Origin of the sequence: Cytobacillus oceanisediminis 2691, assembly GCF_000294775.2 — a bacterium.
GTDB classification, from domain to species: Bacteria; Bacillota; Bacilli; order Bacillales; family Cytobacillaceae; genus Cytobacillus; species Cytobacillus pseudoceanisediminis.
The window spans coordinates 4,393,892-4,414,836 of record NZ_CP015506.1 but is presented as its reverse complement, the minus strand read 5'-3'; the positions used below and the strand labels follow the sequence as shown (position 1 = coordinate 4,414,836).

General features: G+C 41.1%; 18 protein-coding genes. All 18 read left to right on the top strand.

Annotated features, from left to right (window positions below):
• The first annotated feature begins 188 nt into the window (after window positions 1-188).
• Window positions 189-1,457 (top strand): NADP-dependent isocitrate dehydrogenase, encoded by a 1,269-nt coding sequence (icd, locus tag A361_RS22175; protein WP_009333235.1) that lies wholly within the window; start codon window positions 189-191, stop codon window positions 1,455-1,457.
• Between the two features lie 220 nt (window positions 1,458-1,677).
• Window positions 1,678-2,619 carry a malate dehydrogenase gene (mdh, locus tag A361_RS22170; RefSeq protein ID WP_019383078.1) on the top strand — a complete coding sequence of 314 codons (942 nt, stop codon included), beginning with the start codon at window positions 1,678-1,680 and terminating at the stop codon, window positions 2,617-2,619.
• 431 nt (window positions 2,620-3,050) lie between these two features.
• Window positions 3,051-3,527 (top strand): MaoC/PaaZ C-terminal domain-containing protein, encoded by a 477-nt coding sequence (locus A361_RS22165; RefSeq protein WP_009333233.1) that lies wholly within the window; start codon window positions 3,051-3,053, stop codon window positions 3,525-3,527.
• A 226-nt stretch (window positions 3,528-3,753) separates the two neighbouring features.
• Window positions 3,754-4,470 (top strand): response regulator transcription factor, encoded by a 717-nt coding sequence (locus tag A361_RS22160; RefSeq protein WP_019383080.1) that lies wholly within the window; start codon window positions 3,754-3,756, stop codon window positions 4,468-4,470.
• Window positions 4,467-6,242 carry a two-component system histidine kinase PnpS gene (gene pnpS / locus A361_RS22155; RefSeq protein WP_019383081.1) on the top strand — a complete coding sequence of 592 codons (1,776 nt, stop codon included), beginning with the start codon at window positions 4,467-4,469 and terminating at the stop codon, window positions 6,240-6,242. The genes A361_RS22160 and pnpS overlap by 4 nt, the downstream gene beginning before the upstream one ends.
• A 252-nt stretch (window positions 6,243-6,494) precedes the next feature.
• Entirely contained in the window at window positions 6,495-7,460 is a 966-nt protein-coding gene (gene hflK / locus A361_RS22150) for an FtsH protease activity modulator HflK (RefSeq protein WP_009333230.1), read from the top strand.
• Window positions 7,453-8,385 carry a protease modulator HflC gene (gene hflC / locus A361_RS22145; protein ID WP_009333229.1) on the top strand — a complete coding sequence of 311 codons (933 nt, stop codon included), beginning with the start codon at window positions 7,453-7,455 and terminating at the stop codon, window positions 8,383-8,385. The genes hflK and hflC overlap by 8 nt, the downstream gene beginning before the upstream one ends.
• 377 nt (window positions 8,386-8,762) lie before the next feature.
• On the top strand, window positions 8,763-11,396 hold the full coding sequence (polA, locus tag A361_RS22140) for a DNA polymerase I (RefSeq protein WP_019383083.1): 2,634 nt from the start codon (window positions 8,763-8,765) through the stop codon (window positions 11,394-11,396).
• A 294-nt stretch (window positions 11,397-11,690) separates the two neighbouring features.
• Window positions 11,691-12,518 (top strand): DNA-formamidopyrimidine glycosylase, encoded by an 828-nt coding sequence (mutM, locus tag A361_RS22135; protein ID WP_009333227.1) that lies wholly within the window; start codon window positions 11,691-11,693, stop codon window positions 12,516-12,518.
• Window positions 12,519-12,612: 94 nt separating this feature from the next.
• A complete protein-coding gene (ytaF, locus tag A361_RS22130) occupies window positions 12,613-13,248 on the top strand; it encodes a sporulation membrane protein YtaF (protein WP_019383085.1) in 636 nt (211 codons plus the stop codon).
• A gap of 24 nt (window positions 13,249-13,272) precedes the next feature.
• Window positions 13,273-13,872 (top strand): dephospho-CoA kinase, encoded by a 600-nt coding sequence (gene coaE / locus A361_RS22125; protein ID WP_009333225.1) that lies wholly within the window; start codon window positions 13,273-13,275, stop codon window positions 13,870-13,872.
• A gap of 245 nt (window positions 13,873-14,117) precedes the next feature.
• Window positions 14,118-15,149: a glyceraldehyde-3-phosphate dehydrogenase gene (locus tag A361_RS22120; protein WP_009333224.1), complete on the top strand. Its 1,032-nt coding sequence runs from the start codon at window positions 14,118-14,120 to the stop codon at window positions 15,147-15,149.
• A 324-nt stretch (window positions 15,150-15,473) separates the two neighbouring features.
• Complete coding sequence (speD, locus tag A361_RS22115) at window positions 15,474-15,848, top strand: adenosylmethionine decarboxylase (protein ID WP_009333223.1); 375 nt, start codon at window positions 15,474-15,476, stop codon at window positions 15,846-15,848.
• A gap of 138 nt (window positions 15,849-15,986) precedes the next feature.
• On the top strand, window positions 15,987-16,391 hold the full coding sequence (locus A361_RS22110; RefSeq protein WP_009333222.1) for a hypothetical protein: 405 nt from the start codon (window positions 15,987-15,989) through the stop codon (window positions 16,389-16,391).
• A gap of 114 nt (window positions 16,392-16,505) precedes the next feature.
• Entirely contained in the window at window positions 16,506-16,967 is a 462-nt protein-coding gene (gene nrdR / locus A361_RS22105; RefSeq protein ID WP_009333221.1) for a transcriptional regulator NrdR, read from the top strand.
• Window positions 16,968-17,108: 141 nt separating this feature from the next.
• Complete coding sequence (locus A361_RS22100) at window positions 17,109-18,545, top strand: replication initiation and membrane attachment family protein (RefSeq protein ID WP_009333220.1); 1,437 nt, start codon at window positions 17,109-17,111, stop codon at window positions 18,543-18,545.
• A complete protein-coding gene (gene dnaI, locus A361_RS22095; protein ID WP_019383087.1) occupies window positions 18,545-19,474 on the top strand; it encodes a primosomal protein DnaI in 930 nt (309 codons plus the stop codon). Before A361_RS22100 ends, dnaI begins: the two co-directional genes overlap by 1 nt.
• A 276-nt stretch (window positions 19,475-19,750) precedes the next feature.
• On the top strand, window positions 19,751-20,635 hold the full coding sequence (gene ytxC / locus A361_RS22090; RefSeq protein WP_019383088.1) for a putative sporulation protein YtxC: 885 nt from the start codon (window positions 19,751-19,753) through the stop codon (window positions 20,633-20,635).
• Window positions 20,636-20,945: the final 310 nt, after the last annotated feature.

Below are 20,945 nucleotides of genomic sequence, written 5' to 3'. Positions count from 1 at the left end.
TTAATAGAACTAATTACTACTCAGCATTTTACTTTTTATCAAAAAATTGCTGTAATAGAGAGAGCAGGGAAAAGGTTAGGGGCAAATGCCTTCTAACCTTTGATTCTGATATACTGATGCAGCATCGTGCCGAAACTATATAAAAATAAAGGCTGATGCTCGCACTTTTCAAAATGGAGGGTATAACAATGCAAGGTGAAAAAATCACAGTTACTAATGGTGTATTAAATGTACCAAACAATCCAATCGTTCCTTTTATTGAAGGAGACGGAACAGGTCCTGATATTTGGGCAGCAGCTTCCCGTGTATTGGATGCATCAGTTGAAAAAGCCTATAATGGTGAGCGCAAGCTTGTCTGGAAAGAAGTATTAGCAGGAGAAAAAGCTTTCAATCAGACTGGTGAGTGGCTTCCTTCTGAAACACTTGATGTGATTAATGAATATCTAATTGCGATTAAAGGACCATTAACAACGCCAATCGGCGGCGGCATCCGTTCCCTGAATGTTGCGCTTCGCCAGGAGCTTGACCTATTTGTGTGCCTGCGTCCGGTTCGCTGGTTTGAAGGTGTTCCTTCTCCAGTTAAGCGCCCTCAGGATACTGACATGGTTATTTTCCGTGAAAATACTGAAGATATTTATGCCGGCATTGAGTATGCAAAAGGCTCTGATGAGGTTAAAAAGCTAATTTCATTCCTTCAGGATGAAATGGGCGTTAATAAGATCCGCTTCCCAGAAACTTCAGGCATCGGCATTAAGCCTGTTTCAGAAGAAGGAACTAGCCGTCTTGTACGCGCTGCCATCGAGTATGCAATTAAAGAAGGCCGCAAATCTCTAACACTTGTACATAAAGGCAATATCATGAAATTTACTGAGGGTGCCTTTAAAAACTGGGGTTATGAGCTTGCTGAAAGGGAGTACGGAGAAAAAGTATTCACTTGGGCTCAATATGACCGCATTAAAGATGAGCAGGGTGTTGAAGCAGCGAACAAAGCACAGGCAGATGCAGAAGCTGCTGGCAAAATTATCGTTAAAGATGCGATTGCTGATATTTTCCTTCAGCAGATCCTTACCCGTCCAAAAGAGTTTGATGTTGTTGCGACAATGAACTTGAACGGCGATTATATTTCTGACGCACTTGCTGCACAGGTTGGCGGCATTGGTATTGCTCCAGGAGCAAACATTAACTATGAAACTGGACATGCGATCTTCGAAGCAACTCATGGTACAGCTCCAAAGTATGCTGGCCTTGATAAGGTTAACCCTTCTTCTGTTATTCTTTCAGGTGTATTAATGCTTGAACACCTTGGATGGAACGAAGCTGCAAACATGATCGTTAAATCTATGGAAAAATCTATCGCTTCAAAAGTCGTAACATATGATTTTGCCCGTCTAATGGATGGAGCAACTGAAGTGAAATGCTCAGAGTTTGCAGACGAATTAATTAAAAATATGGAGTAAAAAACAAAAGCGCCTTTAATAAAAGGCGCTTTTGGCTAATATACTATTTCTGCAGTGTTATTTGGATTGCTTCTTGGGGAAACTTCTGCAGCTGGGCAGCTGGCGATTTTTGTAAGTGATGAATGTGTAAAGCTAATAGGATGGCTGTTTTAATAAAACAGCCTCTTACATAAGGAATGCAAATTCCTGATACTTTCATTTCCTAAAGGAGGAACTGCTCATGTCATTGAAACGCAAAAAGATTTCTGTAATCGGTGGGGGATTTACTGGAGCGACAACCGCATTTTTGCTTGCCCAAAAGGAACTTGGAGACGTTGTGCTGGTCGATATTCCGCAAATGGAAAACCCGACAAAGGGTAAAGCTCTTGATATGCTTGAAGCAAGTCCTGTTCAAGGATTCGATGCGAACATCACGGGTACTTCCAGCTATGAAGATACAAAGGACTCTGACATTGTCGTTATTACAGCAGGCATAGCCAGGAAGCCAGGCTTGAGCCGGGACGACCTTGTTCAAACGAACCAGAAGATTATGAAAAGCGTAGCTCAGGAGATTGTAAAACATTCCCCAAATAGCTATATTGTTGTCCTGACTAATCCAGTTGATGCGATGACCTATACAGTCTTCAAAGAATCAGGCTTCCCCAAAAACCGTGTAATTGGTCAATCGGGTGTTCTTGATACAGCCCGCTTCCGCACATTTGTGGCCCAGGAACTGAATTTGTCTGTTAAAGACATTACAGGATTCGTACTTGGCGGACACGGTGATGATATGGTTCCGCTAGTCCGCTATTCATATGCAGGCGGCATTCCTTTAGAAACATTAATTTCAAAAGATCGTCTTGATGCCATAGTTGAGCGCACGCGTAAAGGCGGCGGAGAAATCGTCAACTTATTAGGCAACGGAAGTGCATACTATGCTCCGGCTGCTTCCCTTGTGGAAATGTGTGAAGCTATCCTTAAAGATCAGCGACGTGTATTGCCTTCCATTGCTTACCTTGAAGGAGAATATGGCTACGAAGGAATCTATCTGGGTGTGCCTGCAATCCTTGGTGCAAACGGTATTGAAAAAATAATAGAACTTGAACTGACAAGCGAGGAAAAAGCTGCCCTCGATAAATCGGCAGATTCAGTTCGCAAGGTAATGGAAGTTTTAGCGTACTAAGGAAAGATGGCTAGTGTTTTCACTGCAGCAGTCTCAGTTTAATCGCTGATTTGATTGGAGCGGAGGTCACTTGAACCTCGAAAATGCTATTGCATTTCCTTTGTACGGTGTTGATTCAAGGGAGATTATTCAATGTCCTGGTGAGACTCCACAGGCGCAGGAGCGGCGAGGCGGCGCACCGCCCGCCCCCAGAAAGCAAGTGACCCGTGCTGAAATCAACGTGCAGAATTCTTAAGCTAATCAATAACTTTGAAAAATAAATAGTAAAAAAATTCGGGGTCGGCTCTCCGAATTTTTTTACTGGAAGCTCTTTTGGGAAATAGTATAAAATGATATCATATAAAAAATAGACTGAATAATTTAAAATATTTTACAGTCTATTTTTTTACAGCAATTATGTAAACGGTTACAATACTTGGAGGTGCTAAGATATGCTGCTTGGAAAGAAAAGAAAACTGGGAAGAACCATTGATGAAATTTCTGTTGGTGAAAAACTGACGCTTACAGAAAAAATAGAAGATAAGGACCTATTGCTGTACCTGGGCTTAACGAACGATGCAAACCCTTTATATATCCAGCATGACTATGCCTCACAAACACCTTATAAAAAGCCGATTGTGCCAAGTGTTATGCTGAATGGCATCATTAACTCTGCCATATCAAAATATTTGCCGGGGCCAGGAAGCCATGTTTTAAAGCAGGAGATCGAGTATGTGAAGCCTGTCTATCATTATGGCACCGTTCAATTTTTATTCGAGGTAACAGAAGTGAACACGTCAAGTCACACCGTACAAATTAAGGTACAGGGAACAAATGAAGAGGATCAGACGGTTATTAACGGACAGCTCCTTATATGCCCGCCATACAAGCCTCAGCCAATGGATGGGAATGCTCTGGATAATTTCTGATAGTAAAAAGATGTGCAGAAGACGCACATCTTTTTTTATGAATCCAGTCTTATCCAACAATTGATCCGAAAAAAAATCATGAAATATATTATAATAAAGGTATATGGCAAATAGGGGTTTGATAGGCAGGAGGGATACCTGCTTTTATAAAGATCGCTGACACTCCAATGGTGCTGTTTCAGCTGAGGTTTCAAAACAGGGGTAATTCATTCACTCGGAGGATCGTATGGATAAGAAAATTCTAGTTGTAGATGACGAACAATCTATCGTAACTTTACTTCAATATAACCTGCAGCAGGCGGGCTATGAAGTGATCACAGCCATGGATGGCCAGGAGGGAAAAGATTTGGCCATTTCTGAAAAGCCGGATCTAATTGTACTTGATCTTATGCTTCCAAAGCTTGATGGAATTGAAGTATGCAAACAGCTTAGACAGCAGAAAATTGCGACACCTATTTTAATGCTGACTGCCAAGGATGATGAATTTGATAAGGTCCTTGGCCTTGAACTGGGTGCGGATGATTACATGACAAAGCCTTTCAGCCCCCGGGAAGTGGTTGCCAGAGTTAAAGCCATCTTAAGGAGAACTCAATTTGTTCCTGAGGCTGCTGAGGAGAAAACAGAAGATGGCGATTCTTTGCGGATTGGCAACCTGAAGATATTTCCGCAGCATTATGAAGCTTATTTTGAAGATGAACTCCTTGAATTAACTCCGAAGGAATTTGAATTGCTATTATATCTTGCCAAGAATAAGAGCCGTGTTCTTACAAGGGATCAGCTTCTTAGCGCAGTTTGGAATTATGATTTTGCGGGAGACACAAGAATCGTTGATGTACATATTAGCCATTTAAGAGAGAAGATTGAAACCAACACTAAAAAACCTGTATATATAAAGACCATTCGCGGACTGGGCTACAAATTGGAGGAGCCTAAAGGAGAATGAACACGTTTCGCACCCGCCTGCTATTCGCATTGCTCACTTTAATTCTGGTTGTTTTAATTGCGTTGGGCCTTCTTTTAGGCCAGCTTTTTAAAAGCTATTATTTACAAACATTTGATGCACGTCTGCAAAAAGAGTCTGAACTGGTATCGAGCTATGTTGAGGGCAACGGGGGCATTGGATCCCTAAGTATTGACAAAATCAATGAGTTCGGGGACATTCTTGATTTGCGTGTAACAGTTACGGATGGCCAGGGCAGAATACTATTGGACAGCAGCGTTAAAAGTGAGACAACACAAAGCAGGCATCAGGAAATTATATTAGAAGTACTAAAAAAGGAATCTGCAAATGAATCAGGATTGGAAGTGGCCGGAGGGTTTAACCTGCACTATTATTGGCAGCCTGTCATAATAAATGGCGAGAAGGACGGCTATATCTTCTTAAGCACAAAGATGGCTGAATTCCAAAAGGCTTACCAGCAGATTTGGTGGATTTTGACTATCAGCCTGGGGCTTTCTTTATTTGTGATTATTCTGCTTGGATCAAGAATTACCGCACGGTATACAAAACCTATCGAGTCAGCTACAAAGGTTGCAATTGAACTTACAAAGGGAAACTACCGTGCAAGAACATATGAAGACCAGGAAGACGAAACAGGTATGCTTAGTAAGTCTATCAATGTATTGGCGAGGAATCTTCAGGAAATGGTGAAGTCCCAGGAAATGCAGCAGGACCGGCTTGGGGCTCTCATTGAAAACATGGGAAGCGGCCTGATTCTTATTGACAGCAGAGGCTATATTAATTTAATGAACCGGCCATATAAAGAGGTTTTCAATGTAAATCCTTCCGAATATCTTTATAAACTCTATTATGAAGTGATTGAGCACAAAGGTATTACCGAAATGGTCGAAGAAATTTTCATGACTGAGCAGAAAGTAAAAAAACAGCTTATTATTCCCGTCAATATCGAAAGACGTTACTTTGAAGTATATGGAGTCCCGATTATTGGCACGAATGATGAATGGAAAGGGATTTTACTTGTTTTTCATGATATTACAGAACTGAAAAAGCTTGAGCAGATGAGGAAGGATTTTGTAGCAAACGTTTCCCATGAATTGAAAACACCTATAACTTCGATAAAGGGTTTTTCGGAAACTCTTTTGGATGGTGCGATGGAAGACAAACAGGCTTTAAATGATTTCCTCAGTATCATTTTGAAGGAGAGTGACCGGCTTCAATCTCTTATTCAGGATTTGCTGGATCTATCGAAAATCGAAAAGCAAGGATTCAGCCTTTCCATTCAGCAGCTGGACCTGACTGATGTACTCGAAGATGTGATGGCCATTATGAAAGGGAAAGCAGCAGAAAAGGAAATTGTTTTTAAATATCAGAGAGATGAAAAGCCGGTATATATCCAAGGTGATATTCACCGGCTTAAGCAGGTGTTTATAAATATCATATCCAATGCAATTTCTTATACGCCGAATCAGGGAGTCATCTATATTTCAGCAGCAAAGACCGGCAGCACAGTTTTGACTGAAATAAGGGATACGGGGATTGGAATTGAAGCCAGTGAAATTCCTCGTATTTTTGAACGTTTTTATCGGGTGGATAAAGCTAGAAGCAGGAATTCAGGCGGTACAGGACTGGGCCTTGCCATCGTTAAGCATCTGGTTGAAGCACATAAAGGATCCATCTCAGTAAAAAGTGAGGTCGGCAAAGGTACCTCCTTTATAATTGAACTTCCCAAAATGAATAATGAAAAAAATGGGTGAAGTGGCAGGTTTATCTTTACATTATTTTTACAGCAGATTTATGTCCCCTTTACATTCAGCTGATAAAATCATAATTGTTAAACCCCTTCATCCAAGGAGCCATAGAAAAAGGTGAAAGCTGACCCCGCTTTCGCCTTTTTCATTTTTGCTGATTTTCCTTCTTTCTTGAACTTTTGTCATATTTATGAAACCTTTACGTAAATAAATCGTATGAAAAGTTATAGAAAGAGTGCTAGGGAAGGGGAGAGAGAAATGGTCAGCTTAAAGCGGATTTATACAATCGCAGGGCTAATTCTGGCAATTGTTATTTTAAGTATAGTTGCCTTTACAACATGGTACACCGTCGATGAATCGGATCAGGCAGTCATTTTAACATTTGGGAAAGTGGAGGAAGGCATTACGGAGCCGGGACTTCATTTCAAACTGCCATGGCCTGTCCAAACCGTGGAGAAGCTTTCAAAGGAAACCTTTTCGCTCCAGTTTGGATATGAAGAAAAGGATGGAGAAATAAAGGATTTTCCTGATGAGACAAAGATGATAACCGGTGATGAAAATATCGTTCTGGCAGATCTGGTGGTACAGTGGAAAATTACGGATCCGGAAAAATATCTTTATAATGCTGAAGATCCAGAAGAAATCCTATATGATGCTACTTCCTCATCCTTAAGAAGTATTATAGGGGGATCTAAAATTGATGATGCACTAACTTCAGGAAAAGCAGAAATTGAAGCGGATGTCAGAGAGCTCCTAACCTCTTTAATTGGCAAATATGATATTGGCATATCCGTTCTTGCAGTCAAACTGCAGGATGTGGAACTGCCGAATGATGATGTCAGAAAAGCCTTTACGGATGTAACGGATGCGAGGGAAACCGCCAATACCAAAAAAAATGAAGCAGAAAAATATAAGAACCAGAGAATGAATGAAGCAGAAGGTGAGAAGGAGGCTCTTGCCTCCAAAGCGGAAGGTGAAAAAGCGGCCCGTCTGGAAAGAGCACGTGGAGATGTGGCAGTATTTAATAAATTGTATGGAGAATATAAGAATAATCCTGATATCACAAGAGAGCGGCTTGTCATTGAAACGCTGGAGCAAGTCCTTCCAGGTGCTGAAATTTACATTATGAATGACGATGGAAATACAATGAAATATTTCCCGATCAGGCCGCTTGAGAAAGAACAGGCCAAACCAAAAGAGGAAGCTGGTGAGGATAATGAGTGATCAAAATGTGGTAAATATCAATGAACGGGGCGGGAACTTCCAGTGGAAAAGTTATACCAAACTTGGACTCATCCTTGTGCTTGTCATTGCCGCACTCGTAATTCTTTTCAGCAACCTTTTTATTGTAAAGGAAGGGGAGTACAGGGTCATCCGTCAATTTGGAGAGGTAGTCCGGATTGAGAGCGAGCCTGGATTAACATACAAAATACCATTTATCCAAAGTGTTACCACGCTCCCTAAATACCAAATGACTTATGACGTGTCCGAAGCTGAAATCAATACAAAGGACAAAAAGGTTATGATTATTGATAATTATGCAGTATGGAAAATTGATGACCCGAAGAAAATGATCTCAAATGCCAGAACATTGGAGGGAGCGGAGGCCAGAATGGAAGAATTCATCTACTCTGTGACCCGCTCCGAATTGGGCCGGCTGAATTATGATGAAATAATTAATGATGAAAAGTCATCAAGGGGATCATTGAATGATCAAATTACTACTAAAGTGAATGAATTGCTTTCTAATGATAACTATGGAATCACAGTAACAGATGTACGAATTAAACGAACAGATTTACCTTCTGAAAACGAACAGTCCGTGTACACCAGAATGATTTCAGAGCGCCAGTCAACAGCCCAGGAATACTTGTCCAAGGGTGATGCCCAGAAGAATATCATCATTGCTGAAACGGACAGGAATGTCAGGGAAATGCTGGCCAAAGCCCAGGCGGATGCTGAAACGATCCGGGCGGAAGGAGAAGCGGGAGCTGCGAAAGTCTACAACGAAGCCTTCTCAAAGGATCCTGAATTTTATTCCTTGTACCGTACGCTAGAATCATATAAAAAGACCATTAATGGTGAGACTGTAATTGTTCTCCCTTCGGACTCACCATATGCCCGACTGCTGATGGGGTATACGGATTAATAATTTTTAACCCAAAAGCCGTTATTTTTCTTTCTCTATCTGCTCATGATAGAATAAAGGAAAATATCGGCTTTTTTATTGTGGGCAAGGCGCTTGCGCTTTTCTAGTTAGATAACTGTCTAGCTTCAGGCGCCATCAGCTCTAGGGTCTATGCCAATCCGTCTAAAAGGTTAAAGAACACCCTTTCAGCCGGCTTGTCATATGCTTGAGGCCCACATGACATGGAAGGCTTCGTCAGCATAAACATCGCACGACCGAAAGCGATAGCTTTTGGGAGGATGTGGGTCATGCAGACGTTCCACAGGACGTGGCATTTTTAGTCTGCGTGCCTTTATTAAGCGGGCGCCTTCCGCTTTTCTGATAGGAGGAGATATTAGTTGGATAAAAAAAAGCTTGTTCTGATTGATGGCAACAGCATAGCTTATCGGGCATTTTTTGCTCTGCCGCTTTTAAACAATGATAAAGGAATACATACAAATGCTGTCTACGGATTTACCATGATGCTGCAAAGGATTCTCGAGGATGAAAAACCAACTCATCTTCTTGTGGCGTTCGATGCCGGAAAAACAACCTTCCGCCATAAAACCTTCAGCGAGTATAAAGGCGGAAGGCAGAAAACACCGCCTGAGCTATCAGAGCAGTTCCCCTATATCAGAGAACTTCTTGATGCTTACGGGATTTCCAGATATGAACTGGAAAACTATGAAGCGGATGATATTATTGGAACACTGTCCCTGCATGCCGAAAAAGATGGCTATGAAGTTAAAGTTATATCTGGGGATAAGGATTTAACACAGTTAAGTTCTGATGCTGTAACAGTCAGCATTACCCGCAAAGGCATTACTGACATTGAAGAATACACACCAGCTCATATAGAAGAGAAATACGGAATCACAGCTGACAGGATTATTGATATGAAAGGCCTAATGGGAGATAGTTCCGATAATATCCCAGGAGTTCCGGGAGTTGGGGAAAAAACAGCCCTTAAATTGCTGAAAGAGTTTGGAACCCTAGAAGAGCTCTTGGATTCTGTTGATAAGGTGAGCGGGAAAAAACTGAAAGAAAAGCTGGAAGAATTCAGGGATCAAGCTTTAATGAGCAAAGAACTTGCCACTATCACCAGAGAAGCCCCTGTTGAAATTAAAATTGAAGATGTTGAATATGAAGGTTTTGAAAAAGAAAAAGTTATAAACATCTTTAAAGAATTAGGCTTTAACTCTTTACTGGAAAAGCTGGGCGGTGACACAGAAGCGGTCGAAGAGAATCTTGAAGAAATTGAATTTATCATTGCGGATGAAATTAAGGAAGAGATGTTTACCGATGAAAATGCATTTTATGTTGAGCTTCTAGAAGATAATTACCATTATGCAGACATCATTGGTTTTTCCGTTGCGAATGATAAGGGGAATTTTTTCTTCTCCAAAGAAACGGCTTTAAAGTCAGATGTTTTTAAAACGTGGGCTGAAGATGAAACGAAAAAGAAGACAGTCTATGATGCCAAAAGATCGGAAGTCTCACTCCGGCATCATGGAGTTCATCTAAAAGGTGCCGATTTTGACCTTTATATTGCTTCTTATCTTATTAACCCATCTCAGACTATTGAAGATATGGCCTCTATAGCAAAAAATCATGGCTATAATGCGATTCAATCTGATGAAGCTTTTTACGGAAAAGGAGCAAAAAGGCGGATTCCGGAAGAAAAGGAACTCGCCGGGCATTTGGCAAGGAAAGCAGCGGCCTTGATGACATTGAAGGAAAAATTGGATAGTGAATTGAAGGAAAACCAGCAATCCGAGCTATTTTATGACCTGGAAATGCCGCTGTCTCTGATTTTGGCTGATATGGAATCAACCGGTATTAAAGTGGATCTTGAGCGCCTGAAAACAATGGGACAAGACCTGCTCTCCAAATTGGATGAAATCGAAAAGCGCATACATGAGCTTGCCGGAGAAGCGTTTAATATCAATTCTCCAAAACAGCTCGGTGTGATCCTTTTTGAAAAATTAGGGCTGCCTGCCATTAAAAAAACAAAAACAGGGTATTCCACATCTGCTGATGTTCTGGAGAAACTAGAGAACAGCCATGAAATTATCCGGGACATTCTGCATTACCGCCAGCTTGGCAAACTTCAATCCACTTATATTGAAGGCCTGCTTAAGGTGGTTAACTATGAAACAGGCAAAGTCCACACCAGATTTAATCAGGCTCTTACACAGACAGGAAGGTTAAGCTCAACAGATCCGAACCTGCAGAATATTCCGATCCGTCTGGAGGAAGGGAGAAAAATCAGGCAGGCATTTGTCCCTTCAGAACCTGGCTGGGCCATCTTTGCAGCAGACTACTCGCAGATTGAACTGAGAGTACTGGCTCATATTGCGAATGATGAAAAGCTGATTGAAGCATTTAATGAAGATATGGATATTCACACGAAAACGGCAATGGAAGTATTCCACGTTAATGCCGATGAAGTTACATCCAATATGCGGCGCCATGCAAAGGCCGTAAACTTTGGAATTGTCTACGGAATCAGTGATTATGGCCTGTCCCAAAGCCTGGGTATCACACGGAAAGAAGCGGGTAAATTTATTGACCGCTATCTGGAAAGTTATCCTGGCGTTAAGCAGTATATGGATGATATTATCCATGATGCTAAACAAAAGGGATATGTCTCGACCCTTCTTCACAGAAGAAGGTATCTGCCTGAAATCACAAGCCGAAACTTCAACCTGCGAAGCTTTGCAGAACGAACCGCCATGAATACACCAATCCAGGGAAGCGCGGCCGATATAATAAAAAAAGCCATGATTGACATGGCTGACCGCCTAAGAAAAGAAGAACTCAAAGCACGCCTTCTGCTGCAGGTTCACGATGAACTGATCTTTGAGGTGCCAGAGGATGAAATAGAAACGCTCAAAAAAATCGTACCGGACGTTATGGAAAATGCAGTAGAATTGAAAGTTCCGCTAAAAGTGGATTATTCCTTTGGGCCAACGTGGTTTGATGCGAAATAAAAGTTGGTCTTGAGGAAATTACTTTGCAAGTAATTCACCTAAAATGATTTTTCTTGTTGTGATATGCTAAGTGCTATTAAAGATCGTGTTAATTGGAGTGGAAGGTGCGGGACTCCTGCGGGAGTGGCGAACCCAGGGAGACCCCACAGGTGCATAGCGCCGAGGAGGCTCCCGGAAGCCCCGCGGAAAGCGAGTGCCTGCAGCGGAAATTAACACCCCGGCAAACAGGATTCAATATACATCATAAAGCAAAGTCCAAAGCATTTTTAACTGATTTACAAAGGAGGGAGGACCATGCCTGAACTTCCTGAAGTTGAAACGGTCAGAAGAACATTGCAGGAATTGGTCATCGGCAAAACCATTGCACATGTTTCGGTTTTCTGGCCCAAAATGGTTAAGCATCCGGAAGAGCTTGTTCAATTCAAGGATGCTTTAGCAGGCCAAATTTTTCAGGACATTGGCAGGAGAGGAAAGTTTCTAATACTCTATACCATTGATTATGCCCTTGTGTCCCATCTGAGAATGGAAGGCAGGTACGGACTTTTTTTAAAAGAAGAGCCTGTTGATAAACATACTCATGTGATTTTTCATTTTACAGATGGCACAGAGCTCAGATATAAGGATGTCCGTAAATTTGGAACGATGCACTTATATGCAAAGGGTGAAGAATTTAAGACTCTTCCGCTGGCACACCTGGGACCGGAACCATTTGGAGAAGAGTTTACGGCAGAAGATCTTGCTGCAAGACTTGCACGGACCACCCGCAATATCAAAACTGCACTTCTCGATCAGAAAACGATCGTAGGGTTAGGAAATATTTATGTCGATGAAGCATTATTCCGTTCACGAATACATCCTGAAAGAGCGGCAAATAGTTTAACAAAAAGCGAATTGGAGACACTTCACAAAGAGATTGCAGATACCCTGAGGGAAGCGGTTGATAAGGGAGGGAGCACCATTCGCTCCTATGTTAATTCCCAGGGGCAAATTGGCATGTTTCAGCTTGAACTTTATGTGTATGGGCGAAAAGGGGAAGATTGCAAAGTCTGCGGAAGCACGCTTGAGCGGATCGTGACAGGAGGCAGAGGGACAGTCTATTGTCCAGCATGCCAGAAAAAATAATAATGCAGAATAGAGCTGAAATGCGTTTCGAATAACATTGGATGGGCTTCTTCCATATACTATCGTAGCGATTGACAGGAAGGAGCTCTATTCTATGGCGCATACATTCTCTCTTTTGATACTTGCTTTTGCTGTCAGTCTTGACAGTTTTAGTGTCGGTTTAACCTATGGCTTAAGGAAAATGAGCATACCATTTAAATCGATCAGTATAATCGCTTGCTGTTCAGCTTTAACATTAATGGCTGCCATGACTATTGGCCATTTTATAGAAGCCTTTTTATCTCCGGCTTTAGCTGAAAGTTTTGGGGGAGTCATACTTATTTTTCTTGGTGCCTGGGTACTTTATCAATTTTTCAGGCAGGAAAAGATTAAGGATGTCCTGCCGCATGAAAAAACGATTGTGAACCTGGAAATCAAATCTCTTGGGCTTGTCATTAATATCCTGAAAAAGCCGATGTCCGCTGATTTTGACAAATCCGGAACCATCACAGGAATTGAAGCACTGATGCTCGGGCTCGCTTTATCCCTTGATGCTTTCGGAGCTGGGATCGGTGCAGCTATGCTTGGGTACTCGCCTTTCTACCTGGCAATGACAGTCGCCGTTATGAGTTCTCTGTTTGTGTTTATGGGAATGCAAGTAGGATCCCTCTTCTCCAAAAGCGGGTGGGTCCATAAGTTCTCATTCATCCCTGGAATTATTTTAATCGTAATCGGGATATTAAAAATCTAGCATTTTATATGAAAGGAACACACTATGTCACTGACTGTAGGTTTGACAGGCGGGATTGCAAGCGGGAAAAGCACCGTTTCATCTCTCCTCATCGAAAAAGGATACACTGTAATCGACGCGGATATAGAAGCCAGATTAGCTGTTGAAAAAGGAGAAGAAGCTTATCAGGAAATTGTCCGTCATTTTGGGGAAAGGGTTCTGCTCAAAGACGGTTCAATTGATCGTGCGGAACTGGGCTCCATTATTTTTCATGATGAAAAAGAGCGGAAAGCCTTAAATAGCATTGTACATCCTGCTGTCCGCAAAAGAATGACAGCCAAAAAGGAACAAGCAATCAGCCGTAATGAACAGATGATTATTTTAGATATACCGCTTTTATTTGAAAGTAAATTACAATACATGTGCGACAAAACATTATTAGTTTATGCAGATGAAGGTATACAGCTGCAGAGGCTGATGCAAAGAAATCAGCTTTCCGAGAAAGAAGCAATGGCAAGAATTCATTCCCAAATGCCTTTAAGAGAAAAGAAGGCATTGGCCGATGCTGTAATCGATAATAATGGCAGGATTGAAGAAACAGAGAAACAATTGTGGGATATTTTAAGAAAATGGAATGCTATCTAAGGGCCTGTCACAGGCTCTTTTTTGTTGCATTTAATACCCAATTAGTATGACAAAAATAAACTATATGTTTCTGATTTTTAGACCATTACCCCATAAAACATGGTGAAAGTAAAGGGTTTATATTTCTGAATTGTTAAACATTAAAAAATCCGCATTTAATTCATCACAAATGATTTTATATATGTTATACTAATTACATCTTAGGGTAACAAAAAGTATAACACTAATGCGGAAGGGGCCGTAACATGAAGGCGAGAATAGCGATTAACGGTTTTGGAAGAATTGGACGTATGGTTTTTAGAAAAGCCATCCTTGATGAAAATCTTGAAGTGGTTGCCATAAATGCAAGTTATCCAGCTGAAACTTTGGCACACTTAATTAAATATGATACAAACCACGGACCATTCGAAGGAAGTGTTGTTCCTGAAGACAATGCTATTGTGGTGAACGGAAAAAGTGTTAAGCTTGTCAGCAGCCGAAATCCTGAAGAGCTTCCGTGGAAAGAATTGAACATCGATATCGTCATTGAAGCAACAGGAAAGTTTAATTCACGTGATAAAGCAGCTCTTCACCTTGAAGCCGGAGCTAAAAAAGTAATTCTGACTGCTCCTGGAAAAAATGAAGATGTGACTATTGTTATGGGCGTAAATGAAAGCGCATTAAAAATTGAAGAACATGATATTATTTCTAATGCTTCATGTACAACAAACTGTCTTGCACCTGTTGCAAAAGTCCTTGATGAACAATTTGGCATTGAAAACGGACTTATGACAACAGTTCATGCATATACAAACGACCAAAAAAATATTGATAACCCGCATAAGGATTTACGCCGGGCGCGTGCTTGCGGACAGTCCATAATCCCGACTTCCACTGGTGCCGCTAAAGCTTTGTCGCTGGTATTGCCTCACTTAAAGGGCAAATTGCATGGAATGGCACTCCGTGTCCCAACGCCTAACGTTTCATTAGTTGACCTCGTAGTGGACTTAAAGCGCGACGTTACATTAGAAGAAGTGAATGCGGCATTTGCAACTGCTTCACAGGGATCGCTGCACGGTATCCTTGATATTACTGACGAACCATTGGTTTCAATTGATTTCAACACAAATGAACACTCTGCCATCATCGATGGATTATCTACAATGGTAATCGGCACCAGCAAAGTAAAAGTACTTGCATGGTACGATAATGAGTGGGGTTATTCCTGCCGTGTTGTAGACTTAACAAAATTTGTTGCACAGGAACTTTTCCAGGCATCTGCAGTAAAAATTGGATAATCGCCAATTTCTCTTAATATAAAACTACCCATACCCTTAAAGCCTGCCATTCCCCGGCAGGCTCCTTTTATTGGACAGAATTAAATCCTGAGAAGGACAAAGCCTTCAGAAATTTTGCCAAAAAAAATGTAAAACAATGTGTTGCAAAAAGAAATTAAACAAAGTATACTAATCCTCGTGAACTTCTCCGAGGTTTTGGTATGGTAGCTACTTAAAGGGTTAGGACCTCTCTGGACTAACTTTCCCCCGTGGTAGTTATGGACCAGTTTAAATCTGGAATTTCATTAATTAATAGCTTAAAAGTTTAAAGGGGGAAATTTGAATATGGAAACTATGGGTCGTCACGTAATCTCAGAACTTTGGGGATGCGATTTTGAAAAGTTAAATGATATGGATTTTATTGAGCAGACATTCGTAAATGCTGCATTAAAATCTGGTGCTGAAATTCGCGAGGTTGCATTTCATAAATTTGCACCACAGGGTGTAAGCGGAGTGGTTATCATCTCTGAATCTCATTTAACTATTCACAGCTTCCCGGAGCATGGCTATGCCAGCATTGATGTGTATACGTGTGGAGATCTTGACCCTAACATCGCTGCAGACTTTATTGCAGAATCGTTAGGAGCTCAAACGCGTGAGAATATCGAAATTCCTCGCGGTATGGGTCCAGTTCAAGTTAAACAAGCTCAAGTACTTTAATAACAGAATGATCTTAGGCAATCCAGAGGTGTATTCAATACACCTCTTTTTATTTTGTTTAATACTCTGCCACTACCTTTAGTATCTTCCTCAAAAATAGTACAATAAGGATACATAATAAATATCGGAGGAAAGAGGATGTCTATTTTCAGGCAGCTTGCCAGCCGCTATAAAAAGCAGTGTGAAACAAATGAAAACCACTCTGATCCTGAGCTCACTACAAGATATTATAGAACCAATACAGCTCAAATGATGCAAACGATTGAAGATTTATTTAAAGCAGACCAGAATGTGAACATTCTCAGCATTTCCAGAGAACGCGGCGAGATAGCAGCAGAAATTAAGAAAAATAAAGCTTGTTTTGCCATTGTCACAGTCGTGACTGTCAGGCCTTTCGAAACGGCTGTAGATATCAATATCTCAACTGAGCAATCCTCCCCGGCAGGTGTCCACCCAATCCTTAAGGGAGAAGTTCTTTCCATTTATGAAAAGGTGAATAAACGGCATGATTTTCTCGGTTCTGCAAGAAACGCAGATAAATAGTTGTACTTGTACTGACAACTCCTTTTTTATAAGATAAGAGTATCAAATAAAATTCGGTAATTGATCTAACGCCAGCAAAATAACTTACTTATAAAAGAATTCGGAGCTGATTGTATGAGATGCCCTTCATGCCAAAACAATAATACCCGTGTTCTCGATTCCCGTCCTGTTGATGACAGCAGATCCATTCGGCGCAGAAGGGAATGCGAGAAATGCGGGTACCGGTTTACGACTTTTGAAAAAGTGGAAGAAATTCCTTTAATTGTTGTGAAAAAAGAAGGCACCAGAGAGGAATTCAGCCGGGAAAAAATACTTAGAGGCCTTATTAAGGCATGTGAAAAGAGGCCGGTTGCCCTAAAGGACCTGGAGGACATTACTTTTGAAGTGGAAAAAGAGCTCCGCAGCAACGGTGTCTCTGAAATAAAAAGTGATGAAATTGGCGAAATGGTCATGGACAGGCTCGCAAATGTGGATGATGTGGCATATGTTCGTTTCGCATCGGTTTACAGGCAATTTAAAGATATCAATGTTTTTATTGATGAACTCAAAGAATTAATCAAAAAAGAACACTCTTAAATCAGGTCAGTTGCCGCTGTCCCTGATTTCGAATGAAATAGTTTGATGGGCTGAAGGATTTCTTTGGCTCTTTTTTTACGGTATATGTTTTTGATATTAATCAATGTGATAAATATTCTTAATAGAAAAAGGTGAAATACCATGGCCCAGCATTGGCAGGAGATGCTCCCCATTGATCGATATACAGTAGCAGCCAGCGGGCTTTTGCATGATTATGACCGAAAAGTGCTGACGCTGTTATACCAGCCGCTCATTGGCTCTGTGTGCTTCAGTTTATATATGACATTATGGGCGGAACTTGAAGAAAATCGGCTATGGTCATCTTCTAATTCACACCATAGTTTAATGAATTTCATGGACATGGGGCTTAAGGATATATATGAAGCCCGCCTTAAGCTTGAAGGGATAGGACTTTTAAAGGTATACGTAAACAAAGATGAAGAGACAAGGTCATTTATTTATGAACTGCTTCCCCCGCTGACACCTGAACAATTTTTCCTTGATGGCATGCTTAATATTTATCTTTATAAGAAATTGGGCAGAAACCAATTTATGAGGCTTAAACGCTTCTTCTCAGAACAGAAGGTGAAGACAGCTACAGGGTATGAGGAAGTAACCAAGGCTTTTCAGGATGTATTTCAATCAGGACACCCTGGTTCTTTTGAGATTGACGATGAAGTGGTGCAGCTGATGAATGAATCAGAGGTGGAAGGGTATATTGGAAGGCAGGAGCAGGAAGGTATTCAAATCGGGAATGAAGATTTTAATTTTGAACTGCTTCAGGCAGGGCTGAATGAATCACTAGTACCGAAAAAGGCCATTACAGTTAAAGTAAAGGAATCTATCAGCAATCTTGCCTTTTTGTACGGAATCGACCCCATTCAAATGAAAAATATCGTCATCAGCGCAGTAAATGAAGATAATGAGATAAACATTGATGAGTTGAGAAAATCTGCACGGGACTGGTATCAATTCCAAAACCAGGACCAGCTGCCATCCCTGATTGACAGGGTTCAGCCTGCCATCCATCAGACTCATAAAAAACAGCCTGAAACGCAGGAAGAAGAGTTGATCCGTTATTTGGAAATCACCTCACCAAGGCAGCTATTAAAAGATATATCAGGAGGGGCAGAGCCATCAAAAGGCGATATGCAGATCATTGAAGATGTCATGTTTCAGCAAAAGCTTTTGCCAGGGGTAATTAATGTACTGATTCAATATGTTATGCTCAAAACAGATATGAAATTGACCAAAGGCTACGTAGAAAAAATAGCTGGCCACTGGGCTAGAAAGAAAATAAAAACACCCCAGGAAGCTATTGCTTTAGCTAAGAAAGAACACCGGCAATACCTGGATTGGGCGGAAGGAAAGAAAACTGCCAGCACAACCGGTAACAAAAAGAAGCCAATCAGGACAGAGATGCTTCCGGACTGGTTTGATGAAAAAAGCAGTTCATCAGCCAAAAAGAAAGAGCCCCAGCAGCAAATAAGCGAAAAGGATCAGTATGAGCTGGAAATGAAGAAAAAGGAGCTTCATGAAAAATTAAAAAAACTGCGTTCACAGGAGGTGACTGATTGATGGAGAAAATTAATGAAACATTAAGGCGCCTTGCGGGCAATGAAGGTTTTCAAAAAAGGTATGAAATGATGAGAAACCAAACGCTTAATCACCCTGAAGTAAAGGCTTTTATCCAAACTCATCAAGATGAATTGACATCTGAGATGGTTGAAAAGAGCCTTAGCAAACTCTTTGAGTATACACAGCAGAGCAAGGAGTGCAATAAATGTCCGAGCCTGGAGGGCTGTGTGAACTTTATGCAGGGCTATCATCCGGAACTTGTGATTCAAAGAGGATCGGTCGATCTGAAATATGATAAGTGCCCGCGCAAGGTCATGCACGATGAGAAGCGGAGAAATGAAAAATTAATTCAGAGCTTATATGTACCATCTGATATCCTTCATGCCACTTTTGATTCCATATATGATGATGACGATCGTATTGAGGCCGTTGATAAGGCGGCATCTTTTGTTATGGACTACCAGCCGGGATCCAAGGGAAAAGGAATTTATTTTTATGGGAAATTCGGTGTAGGAAAATCTTATTTGCTTGGTGCTATCGCCAATAAGCTTGCAAGCCAGAAAGTATCCTCCATGATTGTCTACGTTCCTGAACTTTTCAGGGAATTGAAAAATTCAATTGGAGATCAAACTCTTAACAGCAAAATTGAAACCATTAAAAAAGCACCGGTTTTAATGTTTGATGACATTGGTGCAGAAACCATGTCCAGCTGGACAAGGGATGAGATTTTAGGGCCGATTCTGCAGTTCCGCATGCAGGAAAGCCTGCCAACTTTCTTTACTTCCAATTTCGACCTGCAGGGTCTTGAACATCATCTCTCCTACAGCCAGCGCGGAGAGGAAGAGAAAATGAAGGCAAGGAGAATCATGGAGCGCATTAAATACCTTGCTGAACCAGTGCTTGTAGAAGGACCGAACAGAAGAGTATAATCTGAAAGCTGCCGATAAAGTGTCCGGCAGCTTTTGTTATAAAGTAAGAAATCATTCCTTTGAACTTTGATGCTATCTAGCTTCGGCAGCGTATACATCGCACGACCGAAAGCATTAGCTTTTGGGAGGACGTGGCGTTTTTAGTCTGCGTTCCTTCATGGGCAAGGCGCTTCCGCTTTTCTTATAGTTTAATGCACTAAAAGGCTAATCCCACTTCTAACTTGGCCAAGTCCGCCATATACATAGAACAGAGATTTGTATAAAGGGGGGATTTGGTTGATCGAAATCATTTTCCAAAGCAGCACGGATGCGAGGAATTTTTATGAGCATCTTTATGTGCAGCTGCAGTCTTTTTGTCAATGTGATAATAATATTCTTCATTTTGAAGATCGACATATAGTCAGAGTCTCTGCTGGAAATAACGGCAATGTCCTGAATATTGTTAAGGAAGTATTTTTTCAATTTATAGTGAACCAGAAGCAGGATGATTGGTTTAAACGGATACTGATGGAGCATTATTATTATGAGGATGAAGGTGAACAGCAGCAGATTCTTGAAATCATTCACTCTATTTTGGAAGGAAGCAGGGAGGATCTTGCTGCGTTTGTCAGTGGCCTGGATGTAAAAGAAAGCTTGAGGAGCGCAATTGATCAGCTGTTTCAGAATAACATTTCCTTTTCTTTTGATTCTTTTGTAAAATTCCGAATGCGGCCGCTTATGAATGAAATGACCAAATACGTTGAAGTTTCCATCGATGAATATAAAATGGAGCAGGAATATCAGATGTTTATTCATACATTGAGGGACTTCCTGTCAGGAAAGCAGCCAAAGATTAATACGATCCATGTCGTGATGGATGAAGGTGTTTATTTTTATGATGAGCACTTGTGCGAAATTAAACGCGGAGAGCTATTAAGAATGATTGACCGCAAGCTATTATCCAATCATCCTGTATACGTGGATTCTGTTACGATTGCGCCGCTGCTCTCAATCGCACCTTCAGCCATTTATCTGTATTCAGATGATTTCGAGCAGCCGCTGGTCAGAACAATCCGCAATATTTTTGAAGAAAGACTTGAATTAAGCTCTATTGAAGCCTTTTATAATTATCAAAACGCCCATTCTTATGCCGATGATGAAAAATGTAAAAGATACCCTTGATTTTCCGGAAATAACAAACTATAATAACGTACATATTATAAAAATCGAGCAAAAGTTGCGATGAGGATATGGGTATTCTGATACGGTTTAAAGAGAGGGAAGGCAGGGCTGAAACCTTCCTAACACGATTCGAATGCTTACCGCCTCTGAACTCCAGCCAGGAAATGGGCTGGCGGGAAAAGACCGTTATCTTACTACAGAGTCGTTTTTCTTCTAAGAGAACGAGAAGTAGGGTGGAACCGCGTGTTAAATACAACTCGTCCCTTTTTTAGGGACGGGTTTTTTTATTTTTTCAAGTGTATAACCCGTT